The sequence below is a fragment of the Flavobacterium sp. N1736 genome (assembly GCF_025947065.1).
GTDB lineage: Bacteria > Bacteroidota > Bacteroidia > Flavobacteriales > Flavobacteriaceae > Flavobacterium.
This window is the reverse complement of the sequence record NZ_CP109994.1, coordinates 2,114,536-2,133,263: the sequence shown is the minus strand read 5'-3', so window position 1 is coordinate 2,133,263 and position 18,728 is coordinate 2,114,536. Positions and strand designations below refer to the sequence as shown.

Sequence of the window (18,728 nt, the reverse complement as noted above, 5' to 3'; positions counted from 1 at the left end):
TTACCTACTAAATTAACTCTTTTTTCAAAAACTTAGCTGTATAGCTTTTTTTATTTTTCGCAACTTCTTCCGGAGTTCCCTTGGCGATCAATTGTCCGCCACCTTTTCCACCTTCGGGACCAATATCAATAATGTAATCGGCAAGTTTGATAACATCCATATTATGCTCGATTACCAAAATTGTGTTTCCTTTATCGACCAGTTTATTAATCACGTCCATCAAAACACGAATGTCTTCAAAATGCAAACCTGTTGTAGGTTCGTCCAGAATATAAAAGGTATTTCCGGTGTCTTTTTTAGACAATTCTCCAGCCAGTTTAATACGTTGTGCTTCTCCGCCGGAAAGTGTTGTACTTTGCTGACCAAGTGTAATATATCCTAAACCAACATCTTGAATTGTTTTTACTTTTCTATAAATCTTCGGAATGTTTTCAAAAAACGGAACCGCTTCATCAACCGTCATATTCAATACGTCGGAAATTGATTTTCCTTTGTATCGAATTTCTAACGTTTCTCTGTTAAAACGTTTTCCCTGACATGTTTCGCATTCTACATAAACATCCGGTAAAAAGTTCATTTCAATAGTTCTAACACCGGAACCTTCACAGGTTTCGCAGCGTCCACCTTTTACATTAAAACTAAAACGTCCGGCTTTATAACCACGAATCATACTTTCAGAAGTCATCGTAAACAAGTTCCTGATTTCGGTGAAAACCTCTGTATAAGTCGCTGGATTCGAACGCGGCGTTCTTCCAATCGGACTTTGGTCAATATCAATTACTTTGTCAATATGTTCTAAACCTTCTATTTTTTTGTACGGCTGTGGTTTTTTCACACCATTAAAATAATAGGCGTTTAAAATAGGGTAGAGCGTCTCGTTTATTAAAGTCGATTTTCCACTTCCAGAAACTCCTGTAACACAAATCAATTGTCCTAAAGGCAATTCGATTGAAACATTTTTTAAGTTGTTTCCGGTTGCCCCGCTTAATTTTAAAAACTTGCCGTTTCCTTTACGACGCTCTTTCGGAATCTCTAATTTCATTTTACCATTCAAATATTGAGCGGTAATCGTGTTCGATTTTAAAGTTTCAGCAGGAGTTCCAATACTAATAATTTCTCCTCCGTATTTTCCGGCTTTCGGACCAATATCAATTACATAATCAGCACGTTCGATCATGTCTTTATCGTGTTCAACCACAATAACCGAGTTTCCGATATCACGTAATTGTTCTAACGAATGAATTAGTTTTTCATTGTCTCTTTGGTGTAAACCAATACTTGGTTCATCCAGAATATATAAAACACCAACCAATTGCGAACCAATTTGTGTTGCCAGACGAATACGCTGTGCTTCACCGCCCGAAAGTGATTTTGAACTTCGGCTTAAAGCCAAATAATTCAAACCAACATTCATCAAAAAGTTTAAACGGTCTTTGATTTCTTTCACAACTTCTGAGGCAATTAAAAGCTGTTTGTCTGATAAATGAGAATTTAAATCCTGAAACCAGGCTGTTAAATCAGAAATATCCATATCACATAATTCAGTGATATTTTTCCCGTTAACTCTAAAAAACTGAGCTTCTTTTTTCAAACGTGAGCCTTCGCAAACCGGACAATTGACTTCGTCCATGAAATCTTTTGCCCAACGTTTTATGGTTGTCGAAGCACTTTCGTCATATTGGTTTTTGATGAAATGCGAAATCCCCTCAAAATCTATTTTATAATCGCGAGTTACGCCTAAATCTTTCGAGTTTACGGTAAATTTATCCTTTCCTCCGTGAAGAATCATGTTCATGGCTTCTTCCGGAATTTTCTCAATCGGATCTGTTATTTTAAATCCGAATTTTTCTCCAATAACTTCTAATTGCTTAAAAATCCACGATGATTTATATTCACCAAGCGGAGCAAAACCACCACTTTTAATGGATAATTTTGGATTTGGAATAATTTTTTTGATGTTGATTTCGTGAACCGTTCCTAATCCGTTACAATGCGGACAAGCACCTTTTGGGGAATTGAATGAAAATAAATTCGGTTCCGGATTTTGATACGAGATTCCGGTTGTCGGACACATTAAATTTCTACTAAAATAACGTACCTCATTAGTATCCTGATCTAAAATCATCAAGACATTTTCGCCATGATGCATAGCTGTATTGATACTTTCAGCCAATCGTTTTTGATTGTCTTCGGTATTTTCAATTAACATTCTGTCTACAACAATTTCGATGTCGTGGGTTTTGTAACGATCCAGTTTCATTCCTGAAACCAAATCCTGAACTTCGCCATTTACACGAACTTTCAAGAAACCTTGTTTGGTAATTTGTTGGAATAATTCGGCATAATGCCCTTTTCTGGCTCGAATAATCGGAGCAAGAATATTGATGCGTTTTCCGCTGAAATCCTGAATAATCAAATCTTTAATTTGTTCATCAGAATAAGAGACCATTTTTTCGCCTGTGTTGTAGCTATAAGCGTCTGCACCGCGAGCATATAAAAGTCTTAGAAAATCGTATATTTCTGTAATTGTTCCAACAGTTGAACGCGGACTTTTGCTGGTTGTTTTTTGTTCAATCGCAATTACGGGAGAAAGTCCGTCGATTTTATCTACATCCGGACGCTCCAAACCGCCAAGAAACTGTCTGGCATACGCCGAAAAAGTTTCGACATAACGACGTTGTCCTTCGGCATAAATAGTATCAAACGCCAAAGATGATTTTCCCGAACCTGACAAACCGGTAATTACAACCAGTTTTTCACGCGGAATAGAAATATCGATATTTTTTAGATTATGAACTCTTGCACCAAGAACTTCAATAGTATTGTCTTTATCTAGCATAAATTTGAGCAAAACGCAAAGTTACCACTTTGATTTGTTCTTTTAGTACTAGAGTACAAAACTTTATGTTACAATTAGTAACAAAATAACGCTAGTTTACACTAGCGTTTTCTTTTTCTGGTTGCCATATATTCTTCGATGGCTTCTTTGGTTGTATACCAGTTTCGTCCTTCTTTATAAGCGTCAATTTTTCCTGTTCTGGCGAGTAAACTAATATATTCCTGACCATAAGGTGTTCGGGGTTCACTTACGATATTTATTATAGGCTGATAATCGTAACTACTTCCCGGCATAGCGGTTAAATAAATATTTAGCGTTCGTTCCAGTGCCTGACACATCAAAAGCGTCAGTTTTTGATAATTGCCATTATTAGCCTGATTAAGTGCTTCGTAATATTTTTTCCTGTCATTTTTAAGGATAATAGCAGGAGGAAAACCGCAGCGCATTAATAACAAATTCATGCTCAAACGAACAGTTCTACCGTTTCCGTCAAAGAAAGGATGAATCCAAACCAACTTGTGATGATAAATTGTTGCCAGCTCAATATCGTTTAAACCCAACGGATTTGTATTGATAAACTCAATTAATTCATCGAGATAATCTGAAACTTTATTAGCATTTGGAGGCATAAAATTAGCTCCCGAAATTCGAACACCGCCATTTCGTATTCGTCCTGCAAAATCATCTTCAATAGAACGCAAGACCAATCCGTGAATAGAGAGGATATCAATACTTCGAATTTTATAATTATCATCAACAATTGAGTATAAATAATCAATCGCTTTATCGTGGTTATGAGTTTCAAAATGTTCCCGAAGCGATTTGCCTTTTATGGTAATTCCTTCCTGAATCACCATTTGGGTTTCACGTAAGCTCATTGTATTTCCTTCAATACTATTGGAATTGTAGGTCCATTCGAGCGATAAACTTTCGCGAATTTTATGCAAAGCAATATTGGGCAATGGTCTGCTATTTTGCAAATCAAGCCTTTTTTGGTACAATCGATCAAATGTCGATTGAAATTCTTCTCTATATGTTAAGTCTATATTCCACATTTCCCCACAAAGGTACTTCTTAATATCGGATATATCAAATTTTAACCTATCCGATATTAAGACTATTCAATTGTCATGGAACGCAATTTTGTTCTGTAAGCTTCGAGTGCGATAGATTTAGAAATAAAACCAAAATATTTTTGATCTTTTAAAACGGGAATAAATGCTGATTTCGATTTTTCGAACTTGCTCATAACCACTTCCATACTATCATAAGATGAAATAGTGGCAGGCGGTGTTTTCATGACATCTTTTATTAAGGTATATTTTACCCGATACGGATTGAAAATAATTTCGCGAATATCATTAAAATGTACAACGCCAACGAGTTCATTTTCTTTCGTAACAACAGCAAAAACAACCTGATTGGAGTGCGAGATAAGATCGACCAGTTTAGTTAGATGTTCTTCCGGATGAACGGTTAAATAATCGCATTGTATAATAGTATCAATATCTAAAGTCGAAAGTATATTGGAGTCTTTATTACTTGTAAATGCATGACCTTTTTTAGCGAGGTTTTTTACGTCAAGCGAATATTTTTCAAATCGTTTAGAAATGGCAAAACTTATAGAAGATACGATCATAAGCGGAATCATTAAGCCATAACCTCCGGTAATTTCGGCAATTAAGAAAATCGCTGTAAGTGGCGCATGAAATAATCCGCTCAAAATACCGGCCATTCCAACCATTGTAAAATTGCTTATTGGCAGTTTTGCCAAACCAATTAAAGTAATGAATTTTGCAAAGAAATACCCCAAATAAGATCCCATAAATAAGGATGGAGCAAAATTTCCTCCGTTTCCACCACTTCCAAGAGTTAATCCTGAAGCAAATACTTTTACCATCATCGTGCATCCCACAAAAAGAAGTAAAACCCATTGGTTGTTTCTAAAATCAGCAAATAGAGTATTGTCTAATAATTGTCCCGGATCACTTTCTGATAAGGTTTTGATGCTTTCATAACCTTCACCAAAAAGGGTTGGAAAAATAAAAATAAGCAAGGCTAATAAAGAAGAACCAATAAGTGCTTTTTTATAAGGACCCATTTTTAAATTAGAAAAATAATGCTCTGTTTTTTGAAAATTTCGTGCGTAATAAACCGCAATAAAACCAGTTAAAACACCCAAAAGAACATAAAATGGAATATTGTGATAATTAAAAGTTTGCTGTTGTTTGAAGGACAATAAAATGCTTTCATCTAATAAAATAGCAGAAACTAAAGCACCTGTAGCCGCAGAAATCATAATAGGAGTAAAGGCTGAAATACTAACATCAACCAATAAAACTTCGATAGCAAAAAGAACTCCGGCAATAGGAGCGTTAAAAGCAGCCGAAATTCCGGCAGCAACGCCACAGCCAATAAGCAAAGTCCTGTCTTTGTAAGCTAATTTATAACCTTGCGCATAATTGGACCCAAAAGCGGCTCCGGTAATTACAATTGGGCTTTCTAATCCGGCAGAACCTCCTAAACCTACTGTTAAGGAACTCGTTATGATTTGCGCATACATTTGTTTTTTGGGAATTATGCTTGCTTTTTTTGCAACGGCATATAAAATTTGAGAAGTACCTTTTTGAATAGAACCGTTTAATACTTTTTTGACCACAAATACGGTTAGCAAAATACCAATTATAGGCAAGATACCATTAATGAAATTTAATTTCAGGATTCCGTTTATATACGTGGCAAAAGAAAAAACGCTGTGGGCAAATGTTTTTAAAACAATTACAGCCAATGAACAAGAAATACCAACTAAGACACTGGATAAAAATATAAATTGCTTTGGTGTCAATATAGATTGAGCTAAAGCAATAATGCTTTCTAGTCTGCGAAAAAGTTTTCTTAACATTATTTGTTTAAAAAGTTAGGTAAACTACAAATTTAGCGCATAGAATTCATAAAAGTCAACTATTTCGGTTTATTTTTTGAAAAACTAAAAACCGGAAGCAGTATCGTCTCCACGAAAATCAGCGCCTCCTTCAAGGTTTTGATTTGGTAAAACCAAAATTGCATCGACTTTGCCCAATACCGGAGTTGGATTTTCGTTTATCAGATACCCTTTTGCTTTTAAAACTTCAATAGTCTTTATATCAAAGGTTTCTGGCTCAAAATTAATAAGATCGGGTAACCATTGATGATGAAAACGCGGCGCATTTACAGCTTCCTGCATACTCAGTTTATATTCGTAAACATTTAAAATCGTCTGCAAAACAGATGTTATAATAGTAGAACCTCCGGGAGTTCCGACAACCATAAAAAGTTTACCGTTTTTTTCTACAATTGTTGGTGTCATCGAACTCAGCATTCGTTTTTGAGGAACAATACTATTGGCTTCATTTCCAACCAAACCAAACATATTTGGAGATCCCGGCTTTGCACTAAAATCATCCATTTCATTATTAAGGAAGAAACCCAATTCATCACAATAATATTTAGAACCGTAACCGTCGTTTAAGGTTGTAGTTGCTGCAATGGCATTTCCAAATTTGTCGACAATTGAATAATGCGTCGTTTCGGTACTTTCGCTGTACGTTATTTTTCCTTCTTTTATTTCAGATGATAAACTGGCTTTGTCAACATTAAAAGTCGACATTCTGTCTTTTAAATAAGCATCGGAAAGTAATGCTTTTGTCGGAATTTTTACAAAATCAGGATCTCCCAAAAATTGACTTCTGTCGGCGTAAGCCCTTCTTTCTGCTTCAACAATTACCTGAATTGCTTCCGGAGAATTATGACCCATTTTTGCCAAATCATAAGTAGCAATCATTTTCAGGATTTGTGCCAGACAAATTCCCCCGCTGCTTGGCGGCGACATTGAGGTAATTTTTAAATCCTTATAAGTAAACTGAAGTGGTTTTCTCCATTTTGCTTCGTATTTGGCTAAATCTTCAAGCGTAAGAATGCCGCCTTTTTTCTGTAGATAATCAACCAGAATTTCAGCAGTTTGACCTTTATAAAATTCATCTCGTCCGTTTTTTGAAATTCGTTTTAAAGTATTGGCCAGAGCCGAATATTTAATAGTATCTTTTTCTTTAAAATGAGTTGCCAAAAGAGTCGTAGAACCGTTTACTTTTACAATCGATTCCCGATAATTATCCATGCTTTTTTCTTGTTTTTCAGTAACAATAACGCCTCTTTCGGCAAGAGCAATTACAGGTTTTAAAATTTCAGACATTGGCAGAGAACCAAACTTTTTATGCACGGCAAAAACACCTGCAATAGTTCCCGGAACGCCAATTGCCAAAGCAGTTTCAGTACTTTTTCCTTTTATAACGTTTCCGTCTTTATCCAGAAACATGTCTTTTGATGCTGCCAAAGGCGCTTTTTCGCGATAATCTAAAGATCCAACTTCGCCGTTTGCTTTTCTGTAAACCATAAATCCGCCGCCGCCAATGTTTCCTGCAAAAGGAAATGAAACCGCCAAAGCCAATTCGGTTCCAATCATGGCATCAAAAGCGTTTCCGCCATTTTTCATGATTTCAACACCAATTTTAGAAGCTTCTTCGCGAGCAGAAACCACCATTGCTTTTGAAGTGACTAATCCGGTTGGTTTTGAAGTTTCCTGCGTGGCGCAGCTAATATAAATAAGGCTCAATAAAAGCGTAATTTTCTTCATAAAGATTGTAATTTTTGATGTGCATTGAGCCTGATATCTTCAAAGAATAAAGTGAATTCCTGTTCAAATTCATCGTAAAATTCTTTTAATTCTTCACTGGCAAACTGCATTTTCGACATATTCTTAGATCGTCGGTCCATTTGAGTTAAAATCTGATGAATTCCTTCGACAGTCCGATAACTTAAAAGCCAGTTTCGCTCAATCATATAAGGCATTAAACCCTGTGTTTTTTCTGTTAGAATATCATAATTATCGTGCAATGAACTGTAAAATCTATCGATAAAGGTTTCGAGTTTTTCATCTGAATAATTAGACCAGTTTTTAGCTAAAAAATGATCGTAAACAATGTCTACAATCACTCCTGAATAATGATGGTATTTTTCGTGTAACCGTTTGGTACTTTGCCTGAAAACATCATGCGAATCGGTGTAAGTATCAATAAAACGATGCAAAATAATTCCTCTTTGAACATCGTCAGGAAAATGTTCAAACTGTTTTCCACGGATGCCATCGGCCATAAAATTGCCAATTTTTATTAAATCGTTATCGCCTGAAAGATATATGTGGGCTAGGAAGTTCATTTTTTTGAGTTGCTAAGGTTCTGAGAGACTAAGTTTCTAAGTTCTCTCTATTGTAAATGTATAAAATCTTTTTTAAATGGTTTTTATAATAGGACTTCTCAATATAAACTTAACATTTCAGCTTATTTTAAAAAATCTCAGTAACTTAGAACCTTAGCCACTTAACAACTTTTTTTAAATTCTTAGCCACTTAGCATCTTAGAAACTTACTAACTTTTCTATATTTGTAACTGGTAACCATAACTCAAAAAAATGACTTTAATAAAATCAATATCAGGTATACGTGGCACTATTGGAGGAAAAGTAGGTGATAACCTGACTCCTGTTGATGCGGTAAAATTTGCATCGGCTTACGGAACCTTTTTGAAAAACAATACTTCAAAAGAAAAATTAACGGTTGTAATTGGCCGTGATGCCCGAATTTCAGGACCAATGATTCACAATCTTGTGGTAAATACTTTAATAGGTTTGGGAATTAATGTAATTGATCTTGGACTTTCAACTACGCCAACTGTTGAAGTTGCCGTGCCTTTGGAAAAAGCGGATGGCGGAATTATTTTGACGGCTTCGCACAATCCAAAACAATGGAATGCTTTGAAATTACTGAATGAAAAAGGGGAATTTTTAAGCGGCGCTGAAGGTGCAAAAATTCTTGAAATTGCTGATGCTGAGGCTTTCGATTTCTCGGATGTGGATAGTTTAGGCGAGATTACGTTGAATGATGCGTATATGGATATTCATATTGACGAGGTTTTAAATTTGCCTTTAGTTGATGTTGAAGCTGTAAAAGCGGCAAAATTTAAGGTTGTTGTTGATGGTGTAAATTCTTCTGGCGGAATTATTATTCCGAGATTACTGGAATTAATGGGGGTTGAAGTGGTGAAATTATATTGTGAACCAAACGGACATTTTCCTCATAATCCGGAACCTTTAAAGGAACATTTAACGGATATTTCAGAATTGGTTGTAAAAGAAAAGGCAGATTTAGGTGTTGTTGTTGATCCTGATGTGGATCGTTTGGCTTTTATCTGCGAAGACGGTGAAATGTTTGGTGAAGAATATACTTTGGTCGCTTGCGCTGATTATGTTTTGAGTAAAACTCTGGGAAATACAGTTTCGAATATGTCATCTTCACGTGCATTGCGCGATGTAACTGTTGGTCATAAAGGAAATTACGAAGCCAGCGCAGTAGGCGAGGTAAATGTTGTGGAATTAATGAAAAAAAATAATGCTATTATTGGCGGTGAAGGTAACGGGGGAATTATTTATCCTGAGCTTCATTACGGTCGTGACAGCTTGGTTGGCGTTGCATTGTTTTTGACGCATTTGGCTAATAAAAAGATCTCAGTTTCGGCATTGCGTGCTTCATATCCTGAATATTATATGAGCAAAAATAAAATTGAATTAACGCCGCAAATTGATGTTGATGCAATTTTAGTTGCGATGACTGAAAAATATAAAAACGAAGATATTTCGACAATTGACGGTGTAAAAATTGATTTTGCTACAGAATGGGTTCATTTAAGAAAATCAAATACAGAACCTATTATTCGTATTTATACCGAAGCTCCGTCTCAGGAAAAAGCAGATGTTTTGGCACTTCGAATTATAGATGAAATAAAAGCAATTGCCGGAATTTAATTTTTGACAATTCTATAAAAAAAATACCTCTTTCAAAATCAATGAAAGAGGTATTTTTTTTATTAAATGCAAGAGTTGAAAATTTGCAATTTGTGCGGTTAAGCACCAAATTTTGGTAGTTATTAATTAGGTTGAAAATTCGTTAACGTGCCGTAGGTACGCAACAAAATGATAACTATTGCGTACCTACGGCACGCTAAATTTATTCCACTTCTTGTTTTCTACCAATATTTGTGCCTAACGGCACATTTAACTTTTGATTCGCTTATTAATCAGAATCTTACTCTTTGATAATTTTCAATGATTTTTTAATTGAACCGTAAGTTGCGGTTACAATATAAATTCCTGTCGAAAGTTTATCTCCAATTTTTATATCTTCATTTGTGAAATATTCATCAGAAGAAAAACAAATACTTCCTTTCATGTCTACTATTTTTAAAGACAAAGGTTCTGTAAGATCTGATTTAATATGAAGTGTCGATTGTGTTTTAATTGGATTTGGATAAACCGTAAAAGAATCTTTTTCAGAAACCGGATCATTTACACCTAAATTAGTAACGGCAACATCTATATAATTAAAATTCATATCGTTTGATTTGAATTTAATTTTCAGATAAACTTCTCCTTTTGGTAACACAACTCCGTTTACGATTTTATCTGCATACGTTTGCATTGCGCCTGTAGCGGGGAAAGTTTCATCTGTTTTTACCGCAATATCATTTACAAAAATGTCAAATTTTCCGGCAATGGTTGCAGCCGCTACTCTAAAAGTAAGTTTATAGGTTCCGGCATCGACAACATTGATCATAAATTCGTTCCAGTCGCCTTCATTTATTGCGCTAACATTCTGAACTGTTCCGCCATCTGTTGTGTTTTGCAATGTTGTTCCTTTTCGGCGATAATGTTTATTGGCAGTAATTCGTCCCGGAACATTCATTTTTTTGGTAGTGTAAGGCACATTTATATATTCCGTTCCAATAGGTCTTAAAGCACTGGTTTTTAACTCTAATAATGGTCCTTCGGCCATGTCAGGCCATTTTGCAGGATCGACTCTTCCGGTAAACCATGAATAACGATAGATATCCGGATCGTTTTCAAAACTGGTTAAGATCTCTTTCATGAATGTCGTTTTTTCGGCGGCAGTCTGAATGACTCTATTGGCAAATTCGGTTACCCAAACAGGACGATTGTATTTTTTTAAAAGTCCTGTAACGCCAATAACAGATCCTGATGAACTATCATAAGTATGAAAAGCTATGTAATCGACTTTGCAGTTTGGACATAGCAGAAAAAATTGATCGTGCCAGGCAACTGGGCTTGTGTAACCGCCATAATTATTGGAACCGTTAAAAGCCGGCGCGGCACTTACGATTTCGAGATTTTTTGCAGCAGCAACTTTTTCGACATTTGCCCATGCATTTACTGCTTCTTGCGGCGTTAATCTGGATCCGTCGTTAAAATTGGGTTCATTAAAAGCCAATAAATATTTGGCTCCGGGTTTTATTCTGTTAATAAAAGCCTGAACATCAGCATCATTTATTTTTCCCCATGCCATGGGTACATATTCTACACCAATAGATTCGTAGTTTGCATTAGTGTCGTTTTCTGGAGAAGATCCCCAGTTATACCACCAGGAAACTCCGGGTTTTAATAGTAATAAATCAGATGTAGAATGGTCTCCGTATGCAATTCCGCGTTTTGGGCTTTGTGCGAATGTTGCTAATGAGAAACATACAATTAAAGATAGGTTTTTGATCATAATAGATAATAAGATTTGGGTTAATTTTATCTATTTCAAATGTATGTTTTTTTAGTAAAAATCGTATCAAAAAAAAGATATACAAAAACACATCAATCAGTTTTCATTTTTTTATGATTTGCACTAAAACCCAAAAATCCAAAAAACATGTATTGTTTTTTGGATTTTTTTGAAGATTATTTTTCAACTTTATGTTTCCATCTTTTATGTGTCCATAAATAATATTCCGGAACTTCATAAATTTGTTTTTCGACTTCTCTTAAATATCGTTCTGTAATTTCAAAATTTTCATAATCATTAGGATTATCAGCAATAGTTAGAAAAGTGGCTTCATAATAGCCTCTTGCAACTTTTTTTACTTTTACCATTATCACGCTTAAATCGTATTTTTTTGCCAGCATTTCGGCTCCGGTGTGCACAGGAACTTCAATACCCATAAATTTCATTGAATGAAAAATCCTGTCCAGTTTTGGAGACTGATCACTTGCTAATCCGTAAAGGCTTAATTTTCCTTCACGCTGATTTTGAGCCATAGTTGGAATGGCTTTTCTGGTTTCAATTAATTCTGTATTATATTTTGAACGAATTTTACGAATTAATTTATCAAAATAACGATTGGCAATTTTCTTGTATATTGCAATTCCCTGAAAACCAAGTTTTGGATTAATTGTCAGAAGCCATTCGTAACTGGCGTAGTGTGAAGCAACGAGAATAACACTTTTGCCTTTTCTTGCATAATCCTGTATGAGTTCAATATTAGTGACTTGAAATCTCCTTTCCATTTCTTCAGGCGAAATACTCATCGTTTTAATCGTTTCTAAAAACATATCGCACATGTGCTGATAGAATTTCTTTTCGATTTCTTTTCGTTCGGCATTATTTAAATGTGGTAAAGTCATTGCTAAGTTTTCGCGAACAACTTTCTTACGATAACCAACAACATGATATATAATGAAATATACGCAATCAGAAAACAAGTAAAATATTCGAAAAGGTAATATAGAGATAAGCCATAAAAAAGGGTAGGCCAATATATAAACGAGAAATTGCATGTAAATTTTTTTACAAATATAAAATAAAAATGAATAAAGACGGATATTTTGGACTGACGCTAACATATGTTTAAGAATGACTATATTTACATTTCACATTAAATATTTTTTATGAATACCATTTTAATTGGGATTATAGTCGCCAATGTATTGATTAGCTACAAAGGTTTTAATGATCTTGCTTTTTTTAGAAAACACGAATTTCATGTAGGAAGTATTCGTTCCGGGGAACAAATCAGAATGCTTTCATCCGGTTTTTTACATGCAGATATGATGCATTTACTTTTTAATATGCTTACGCTTTGGTTTTTTGCTCCGGTTGTTTTAGGCTGGTTGGGTAACTTTTCGTTTGTGCTGGTTTATTTTGGAAGTTTAATTTTTGGAAGTCTGCTAACAATGGTTTTTCATAAAAACGATTACAGTTACAGAGCCGTTGGTGCTTCGGGCGCAGTAACAGGTGTTTTATATTCGGCAATACTTTTACAGCCGGATATGATGTTAGGGGTATTCTTCGTGATTCCCGTTCCTGCTTATCTTTTCGGAATTTTATATTTATTATATTCAATTTACGGAATGCGCGCCAAAAATGATAACATTGGTCATACAGCGCACTTTGGAGGTGCTATAGGCGGTTATTTGATAACTTTAATTAAAGAACCTTCCTTAATTGCAGATCATACTTTAATGGTAATCCTGTTGGCGATTCCTATTTTAATACTTTTTGTATTAGCAAAATTGGGAAAAATATAATGTGGCACAAATTTTGAAATGCCATTATTGAATAATTAAAATTTAACAAAAATGAAAAAACTAGTATTATTTTTAACAATCATGTTTATGACTATGTCTTACGGCCAGGAAACCAAACAAATTCCACAAATCAATGTAAATGGAGAAGGAAAAGTAAAAGTAGCACCTGATCAGGTTTGTATTTCAGCAACAGTTGAAACAAAAGGGAATAATGCTAAAGACGTCAAAAAGCAAAATGACGAAAAAATTGATGCTGTTTTGAAATTCATCAAAAAAATGAATATTCCAACAGCAGATTTTAAAACCAAACAAGTTGCGCTAAATCCGCAATATGATTACGAAAAAAAGAAAACAAGTTACAACGCTACGCAAACAGTAGAAATTGTTTTAAAAGATTTAACTAAATACGATGAATTGATGGAAGGTTTGGTTCAACAGGGAATTAACCGTTTGGACAAAGTTTCTTTTGAATCTTCAAAAATAGTTCAGCTACAATCAGAAGCTCGTAAATTAGCGATGAAAGATGCGAAAGCAAAAGCAGAAGATTACGTTTCTGTTTTAGGACAAAAAGTAGGTAAAGCTTTTGTTATTTCTGATAATTCACAAATTTATCACCCGCAACCAATGTATGCAGCTATGAAATCGATGGCTATGGATAGCAACGGTGGTGCAGAAAATGAAACTTTAGCAGTTGGTGAAATCGAAGTTACAGCAAATGTAAGTGTAAGTTTTGTTCTAGAATAAATCATAAATAAAGAATTCTAAATCTTAAATTCCAAATTCCAATTTAAAAATTGGGGTTTGGAATTTTTTTTATTGAACGTTTTCTATAAAAGAACTCTAGATTGAATTTTGACAAAAGATATTCGAATTAGAATTTTTGGTAAATAATAAGTTAATCTTAATTTTTATATTCAAGAATCATTAAAAATCACGCAAAAAAGTATATCATAAATTTTTCAAAAGCTTTTGCTTTCTTACATATGTAAATTTAATGTTAAACATAAGCTTTTGAGTTTTTGTTTAAACGTATCTGTTTTTAGACGAATTTACGCTTCTTTAACTTGAGAAACAGTAGTTAATTTAAAGTCTCAATGAGTTCAGTTTCCTTTTTTGTCTTTCATAATAAATTGATTTCTGTCGACCTATTTTTAGATAAATGACACCATAAGAATCTTTATTAGTTTGTAATTTAATTTATAAGTTTTTGATTAATAATTACTTAAGTTGATCCATAACAATGCATTCATTTTATATCTAATTCCTTAATATAGTGCAAACATTAAATAAGAAATAATGTACTAATATTGGTTAAAATTTTATGAAAAATAAGAAAAACATAGAACAAACCATATGAAAAGACAGGTACTATCTAAAATTTTGGCACTACTTAGTGTTAGCTTAGCTTTCTCACAAAATGCACCGAAAGTGATGCCTCCTTCACCAAATGCAGCTGCATTAGCACAATACGCAAATGTGCCAACAAATAATTATACTGGGGTTCCTGATATATCGGTACCCTTATATAATATAAAATCAGGAGAAATAGAATTACCGATTTCAGTAAGTTACCACGCTTCAGGGATAAGAGTTTCTCAAGAAGCGAGTAATGTTGGTCTTGGCTGGGCATTAAATGCAGGTGGTGTTATAACCAGATCTATAAATGGTTTAGACGATTTAAAACCTTTTACTGGATATACCACAGTTAGCGATTTGCCTTCTACAAGTACTGATGTAGTTATTTTTGGGAATAATTGCGAATATTGTAATTCTTACAGAGAAATTGATGAAGGGGCAAGGGATGGAAAACCAGATATAATGTATTATAATTTTTTAGGAGAATCAGGAAAAATGATTTTCGATAAAAGGCAAGGAAGTTCTCCTAAGATTAAAGGAATACCTCTAAAACAAACCAATACCACATTTGTTTATGACACAGATAAAATGGAGTGGGAAGTAACCGATGGTAATGGCTGGAAATATTATTTTAATGTAAAAGAAGTGTCGCGTAGCTACAGTGGTACTGATAGCGGTGCGGTTCCATATTATCTGGTAGATGATGTGCTACGTGAAGATAGATTTTCCAGACTGGATCCCAATGTTAATTTCGATGAATATATATCAGCATGGTATATTAATAAAATAATAACACCAAAAGGAGATGCACTAACTTTTGAATATGATGACGCGATCGGGCGCCGAAGTATCAGTCAGTTAAGTTTTTATGAACAGGAAAGTTATTTTGGAGATCCTCTTTTTAAATCTTCAGAATATTATAATTTATGGTATGGAACTTTTAATGAAAAAAAATATAATATAGCTGTTAGTATGTCATCAGCTAGTGATATCAATTTGACAAAAATAAAATTTAAAAATGGTTATATTGATTTTACTTCAAACGACAGGGAAGATCAGCGCCAGAATAATCACTTTGGAAATATAGCTCCAAAATCTCAAAAACTAAATTCTTTTGAGGTATTTAATTTAAATGGAGAATCTGTTAAGAAAGTGGCGTTTGACTATTCTTATTTTAACGGAAATGTAACAGGAAAAAATAAAGAAAATTATTGGAGGCTGAAATTAAATAGCGTTCAGGAATCATTTTATGATAAGGTATCCAATACTTATAAAAAAAATCCTCCCTATACATTTACTTATAATTCGATTATACTTCCTGCTAAAACATCTACTTCGACAGATCACTGGGGATATTATAATGGATTTGATAATGATCATCTCCAATATTATAGAGACGTAAGCTCATCTTTATACAGATACAACTCGTCAGATTATGATTACATACGAAATCCTGTTGTAATACGAGAAGATAATGCACCTGAATATAAAATAAGCCATACCAGTTTTTTACCTTTTCAAATGGAGTGTGGTCCGGCATCAAGTTCTACCTGGTATCCTTTTCTAAATGGTGCTTACAGAGAACCCAATGAAACTAACGCGCAAGCAGGGATTTTAACCAAAATTAATTACCCTACAGGAGGCGCTGCAACGTTTACTTATGAATCAAACAAATATGATCCTAATGGTGATCAGGATGTTTTGAATTATAATTACCAACAATATGCAATATGGCATGATGGCGATTCAGTAGATGATGAATCAAGAGGATTTTATTTAAATGACTATACCATTGTAAAAATTAATTGCAACATTACAAATAATTCAGGTACCTCAAGTACATTGGCAAATATTAAAGCTTTACTAGAAACCTCTGCCGGTGAAACTATACTGCGTTTTAGCCCAGGCGTAAATAATTTTAGTTCAAACGTTCAGTTGATTTTACCTCCCGGATTTTATAATATTAGAGCCAATACTAAAGCTTATACAGGCTATGCAACAATTTCTATGCGTGTTAGTTTTACGCAAGGACTTAGATCAGACGGAATAATTGGAGGCGGTTTAAGAATCTTGAAACAGGAAAGTTTAGATACTGACAGCACCGTTAAACTGAGCAGAGTTTATGATTATAACTATAAAGGAACGACTTGGACTTCAGGAGTTCCTATGAGTGATATTCAGCATTTTTATATAGATTCAGGAACAAAGCAATACTATAGTCCGGAAGGTTATTCAGGTTATGATTTTACGAAAGTTGTTGTGCGTTCTACAGAAAATTGTACACCTTTAAGTTCTTCAGCTCAGGGAAATTATATTGGATACACAAATGTATCAGTGTCAGATCAGGATTCGTCAGGAAATACGTTGGGAAAATCTGTTTATTATTATTCCAATAATCCTGATGTAGAAGGTTTTACTAATATTCCTGGGATGCCCCTAATAACGCATATGAATAATGGTGATTTAATAAAAGAGGAACAATATAATGCCAAAGGTGATATCGTAAAAATCACAGAAAACAATTATATGCAAGATAATCTTTCATCAAAAATTATTAAGGGGATTTCTACAAGAACTGTTTTAAAAGATCGGTCTAGTTCTGATCCAAAACAGGGTATTTTTATTAATTATTATAGATTTTATTGTGAATGGTGGCATCCTGAGAGTACTACAGAAACGATTTTTGATGTAAATGGAAAAGATCCTATTACGACAAAAACTACATACGATTATGAAAATCCTCAGCATAAAAATTTAACTAAAACCACTACCACTAATAGTAAAGGGAAAGTAATAATAGCTAAAAATAAATATCCACAAGATTTAATAGCCGGTATAGATGAAACCCCTGCAGCTACTATCTCGAGTATGATTGCAGCGAATGTTGTTAATCCCGTGATACAATCAGAAAATACTATTGATGGAAACTTAGTACAAGGAACTATTAATAATTTCAATAGTAGCTCTTATCTGGATGAAAATAATGTTTCCAAAAATATGTTTTTACCTAAAAATGTTAAAACTATAAAAGGTGGGGCAACAAGTTATGACAAAAAGATAGATTTTACAGGTTATGGAAAATACGGAAACCTTGCTGAGTATAAGCAAACCGATGGTGCCACAACTGTTTTTCTGTGGGGATACAAAGAAGAATATCCTGTTGCTAAAATAGAAAATGCCTCTCTGGCATCTGTTGTGGCTATTTTGACACCAACAGAGCTATCCAATATTAAGGATGGGACATACAATCAAGCCACAATGATTACTGTATTAAACAAAATCAGAGCAGCATTGACCAATGCCATGGTTACTACATATACCTACAAGCCACTTGCAGGAGTAAGTACTATAACTGATCCTAAAGGATTAATTACCTATTACGAATATGACAGTAATAATAGACTGGCAGTTATAAAGGATCAGAATCTAAATATTATTGAAACATATTGTTATAATTATCAAGGGCAATCTGTAGATTGTATTACCGTTAATCAAATACCTACAGCATTAACAGGATTGTCTCTTTCAAGTGCCACGTCAACAACTTTAAACTTCACATGGAATGCTGTTTCTGGTGCAACAGGTTACAAAATATATAAGAATGGAGTATATGTTAGTTCATCGGCTACAACATCCGGTTCATTATCCGGTCTGGTAGGCGGAACCTCTTATAATGTGCAGGTTCTTGCTTATAATAGTACTGGCGAAGGAGCATTATGTCCCGTTGTAGCGATGAAAACTATTGCCTTAGTAAACGCTTGCAGTATAGAATTTTCAAGCTATAATGGTTCATCCGAATCCTGTGCTTTTTATAAAAATGGCGTTCCATATTTAACTATGACAAGTACTGGATATTCAACAGGCACTCTCACGGAAGGAGATACTTTTTATGCCACTATTACAGCAAGTCAGGATACTTACGATAAATATTTAAAAGTGACCAGTTCTGTAAGAGGGGTACTATTTAACGGTTATGCTAATAGTGGAAGTGGAAATGTACTAAGTTCAGGAACATTTACAAAAATAGGTTCTGAGGTAATCTCAGTAACTTGTAATACTGTATTCAGAGATTAGTAATAAT

At 34.2% G+C, this 18,728-nt stretch carries 11 protein-coding genes; 4 read left to right on the top strand and 7 right to left on the bottom strand.

What is annotated here, in order from left to right; all coding sequences use genetic code 11:
- Positions 1 to 7: 7 nt before the first annotated feature.
- From uvrA to OLM54_RS08875, 5 genes are all read right to left on the bottom strand, one after another.
- Positions 8 to 2,839: an excinuclease ABC subunit UvrA gene (gene uvrA / locus OLM54_RS08895; RefSeq protein ID WP_264538231.1), complete on the bottom strand. Its 2,832-nt coding sequence runs from the start codon at positions 2,837 to 2,839 to the stop codon at positions 8 to 10.
- A 101-nt stretch (positions 2,840 to 2,940) separates the two neighbouring features.
- Complete coding sequence (locus OLM54_RS08890) at positions 2,941 to 3,894, bottom strand: Fic family protein (RefSeq protein WP_264538230.1); 954 nt, start codon at positions 3,892 to 3,894, stop codon at positions 2,941 to 2,943.
- Positions 3,895 to 3,956: 62 nt separating this feature from the next.
- A complete protein-coding gene (locus OLM54_RS08885) occupies positions 3,957 to 5,741 on the bottom strand; it encodes a chloride channel protein (protein ID WP_264538229.1) in 1,785 nt (594 codons plus the stop codon).
- 84 nt (positions 5,742 to 5,825) lie between these two features.
- Entirely contained in the window at positions 5,826 to 7,508 is a 1,683-nt protein-coding gene (ggt, locus tag OLM54_RS08880; protein ID WP_264538228.1) for a gamma-glutamyltransferase, read from the bottom strand.
- On the bottom strand, positions 7,505 to 8,089 hold the full coding sequence (locus OLM54_RS08875) for an acyl carrier protein phosphodiesterase (RefSeq protein WP_264538227.1): 585 nt from the start codon (positions 8,087 to 8,089) through the stop codon (positions 7,505 to 7,507). The genes ggt and OLM54_RS08875 overlap by 4 nt, the downstream gene beginning before the upstream one ends.
- Before the next feature lie 252 nt (positions 8,090 to 8,341).
- Between OLM54_RS08875 and glmM the strand changes: the two genes are divergently transcribed.
- A complete protein-coding gene (gene glmM, locus OLM54_RS08870; RefSeq protein WP_264538226.1) occupies positions 8,342 to 9,730 on the top strand; it encodes a phosphoglucosamine mutase in 1,389 nt (462 codons plus the stop codon).
- Between the two features lie 280 nt (positions 9,731 to 10,010).
- On the opposite strand, the gene OLM54_RS08865 is transcribed toward glmM, so the two are convergent.
- Positions 10,011 to 11,489, bottom strand: a complete 1,479-nt coding sequence (locus OLM54_RS08865; RefSeq protein WP_264538225.1) for a glycosyl hydrolase — start codon at positions 11,487 to 11,489, stop codon at positions 10,011 to 10,013.
- 176 nt (positions 11,490 to 11,665) lie between these two features.
- On the bottom strand, positions 11,666 to 12,541 hold the full coding sequence (locus OLM54_RS08860; protein WP_264538224.1) for a lysophospholipid acyltransferase family protein: 876 nt from the start codon (positions 12,539 to 12,541) through the stop codon (positions 11,666 to 11,668).
- Positions 12,542 to 12,652: 111 nt separating this feature from the next.
- On the opposite strand from OLM54_RS08860, the gene OLM54_RS08855 reads away from it, so the two are divergent.
- The 3 genes from OLM54_RS08855 (at position 12,653) to OLM54_RS08845 (ending at position 18,721) form a co-directional block, all read left to right on the top strand.
- Positions 12,653 to 13,291, top strand: a complete 639-nt coding sequence (locus OLM54_RS08855) for a rhomboid family intramembrane serine protease (RefSeq protein WP_264538223.1) — start codon at positions 12,653 to 12,655, stop codon at positions 13,289 to 13,291.
- 51 nt (positions 13,292 to 13,342) lie between these two features.
- Complete coding sequence (locus OLM54_RS08850; RefSeq protein WP_264538222.1) at positions 13,343 to 14,035, top strand: SIMPL domain-containing protein; 693 nt, start codon at positions 13,343 to 13,345, stop codon at positions 14,033 to 14,035.
- 636 nt (positions 14,036 to 14,671) lie between these two features.
- A complete protein-coding gene (locus OLM54_RS08845) occupies positions 14,672 to 18,721 on the top strand; it encodes a fibronectin type III domain-containing protein (protein ID WP_264538221.1) in 4,050 nt (1,349 codons plus the stop codon).
- Positions 18,722 to 18,728: the final 7 nt, after the last annotated feature.